The following is a 2,965-nucleotide window of genomic DNA, read 5'->3' on the forward strand; positions in this document are numbered from 1 at the left end:
AATGAATTTGCATGACCAAGGCCTTCTACGGTACAAACGCTTTTATAATCTTTTGTGAATTGTGCAAAAACACTGTTAAATATAACTAGCATGACGAAAATAATTCCTTTTTTCATTGTTTTTTGATACATTTTTCTTGTTCTATGATGTCATTGATAAGTGTGTTTCCAAATTTTTGACTTTTGACAAGGCAATCACAAGCTTTATCCCTCATTCCTAGCTCTATTAGAACTGCTCCTTTATGATATAAAATTATGGGGTCGTTTGGATTGTATTCTGTTCTATTTTAATGTTATTTCTTCATAATTCTAGTTGAAATGTTACCAGAGTCAGTACTGACTATGACATTGTATATTCCCCTTGAAACCCCTATCATAGAAATGTTTTCTGTGTTATCTTTTTGGATAATGAGTTTTCCGGACATATCATAGACTTTCACTGACTTGATTGGGTTGCCTAATTTTGATTTTACTTTAAAACTATTTTCTATTATGGTAGGATAGATATCGACCAAGTTAGAAATGCTAGTCTCGTTTGTTGCAAGTGTAGTTGGGGTAAATCTGTAAACGGTTCCGTTTGCTGGAGCAGAGGTGATATATACTTGATAGTTGGTTGTGTAAGTACTGGTAGGAGAGGTGCCATTACCGCTCAAAGCATAGGCGCTTCCAACGACGTCACCAGTGCTAAAACTGAATTGAGGATAAAGCCCACATCCATAACCTGGATCTCCATCAAAGCTTTGTGTAGGATTAGAAATATTACTTGCTCCAAAATGATATTCAATAATGTTACTTCCTTCATATAGCCACAGTTGTATATTCATATAGTCCGAAGAGATATTATCACTCATTATTTCGTTATAGAAACCAATATTGCTCCATTCTAATTTGAAAATTCTACTTCCTGCGCTTCCTTGTACTTTGTAAGAAATATTGGATAGAGAGGATCCACTGATAATACCTCTATCTGCTGTATCACAAATTAATGGTGCATAGATAAAACCCGAGCTTGGATTGGGTTGAGCAGAAAAGACAGTTGTTGGAAGGAAATCGGAATCGAAATTTAGCACATTCGTACTAAGATTACCATTGGCTATAAAATTGAAACCGATATTTGCGGTAGCGTCGATTCCGTTCCATGAACTCCAGGCAGTTCCATTTGTTATGGACGTTGAGCCTGATAGCGGTACGTACGGAGATGACGATACGCTGAAATTGTAGTTTTGGGCTTGTAATAATTGCACAATCATAACTACAATCAAGGAAAGAGTAGATTTTTTCATAATGTTTTTTTATTTCGTAAATCTAAGAAAAAAGCATTGAATTTAAAATCAAATATTTACTTCCAATTAAGTTGTCGAAAGGGTGGAGTTATTGAGTTATTTTGCCAAGCCTCAAAAGAATGGGAAAACGAACTTCTTTGGAGGCTTTATCACTCCAAACTTTTTCGATTTCTTCTTGTAGTGCGTCAATGGGGTTGTAGTTATTTTGTGTAATAAAATGTTTGACCGAAGACCAAGTGTTGAGATACCCTATTAAATGTTCTAAAGCCCACGATTGAGTATTGACAAAAGTTGGCGTCTCTATTTCATCAAATGGAAATGGAATTGTCATGTAGTTATCATCAATATACTTTCGTTCTTTATCCCAATAAGGTCCAATAATGTCGTGATAAAATTTTGAAATCAGTGGGTCAATTTCTTCGGAAATCTCAATTCTACCGTAACCCACAACACACATCAATGCGGTGTCTTTTGTGGTTCGTCTTACTTCTTGGTAAAATTTTTCGAAGTCAAACCAATGAATGGCTTGTGCTACAATAACTAAATCAAACTGATGGTCTTCAAAATTAGTTTTCTCTGCTGGTTGCACGGTATAGCTAATGTTATCAGCTTGACGAGCATTGTCAATCTGAGATTGACTTATATCGGTTGCAAAGACTTTTTTGAAGATTTTGGATAACTCGAACGCTACCTGTCCATTGCCTGTACCACAATCCCAAGCACTATTTTTATAAGGTAGAATTTGGTTCAGAAACTCAAACAACTCAGGTGGATAGGTTGGTCTGTATTGAGCATATTTGTCGGATTGAGTGGAGAAATTGTCTTTCATTGTTTTTATTTTTTGAGCTGTTGAAAACGCTACATTATCAGCGAATAAGTAAAGGTTCGTGTTTTTTTCTATGAAAAGCGATACTGTTTCTGGGGTACTAAATTACCAAAAATGCCCAGAAATATTTCCAAGCTAATGAAATTTATCGAGAGTTGAAAAATCAAAAAAATTATATTACAGCCTTGGTTTTGAATGAGTAAATTTAGTTTTCATAATACTCAAACGCGTCAATAATATCTAAATAAACGCCGTCAAAATTAGCATTAAGTATTTTGTAGGTGTAGGAATTATTATTGCCATAAATGATATTTTGCCAATCAGTATTCCAATATTTTACTTTATAGTTACCTGCCCAATCAGGATTTTCTGCATCTAACCAACTTGGTTGGGTAGAGTTCCAGCTGGCTTGCCAATAGTAACGATAATCTTCTGCTTCACCAATTGACATGTAAGCAATGACTAATCTTTTGCCACCATTGGATTTATTCTTGAGTTGCATGATTTCAGAACTTGTAAAAGCTGTTCCATCTTCAAAAAACAAATCCATGATAAGCAGGTCATAATTAGAGGCGGTTACTGCATTAATGAAATCTGCCTTGCTACTGTAATTTGAGAAGTTAATAAGATATAAGAAATTTTTCACCTGTGATAATGCAGTCACCGTTGCTGCATTTTCTTGATGTATGGGTGTTGGGAAAGTCGGTATGACATTGAGCTCCCTTTCTGGTGCTGCGTAGGAAATATATCCCGCATTAGAATTTTGGACATAAGAATTTGCCATTTTTGAGGGAGTATAACAGTAGTCGGTTACCAGTATGGTTTTTCCAGCATTCTTTGAGATATTTAATAAATTT

At 35.1% G+C, this 2,965-nt stretch carries 3 protein-coding genes; all 3 read right to left on the reverse strand.

Going from position 1 to position 2,965, the window contains the following annotated elements; genetic code table 11:
* Positions 1-292: 292 nt before the first annotated feature.
* Positions 293-1,282 (reverse strand): T9SS type A sorting domain-containing protein, encoded by a 990-nt coding sequence (locus AC4AGG_RS15945; protein ID WP_489773011.1) that lies wholly within the window; start codon positions 1,280-1,282, stop codon positions 293-295.
* Positions 1,283-1,370: 88 nt separating this feature from the next.
* The gene (locus AC4AGG_RS15950; protein ID WP_489773012.1) at positions 1,371-2,111 is read right to left on the reverse strand and encodes a class I SAM-dependent methyltransferase; all 741 of its coding nucleotides are present in this window, start codon (positions 2,109-2,111) and stop codon (positions 1,371-1,373) included.
* A 202-nt stretch (positions 2,112-2,313) separates the two neighbouring features.
* Positions 2,314-2,965, reverse strand: a 652-nt coding sequence (locus AC4AGG_RS15955) for an endo alpha-1,4 polygalactosaminidase (protein WP_489773013.1), incomplete at its 5' end; no start/stop codon positions are given.

It is taken from the genome of Chryseobacterium sp. CG10_8 (genome assembly GCF_058117085.1).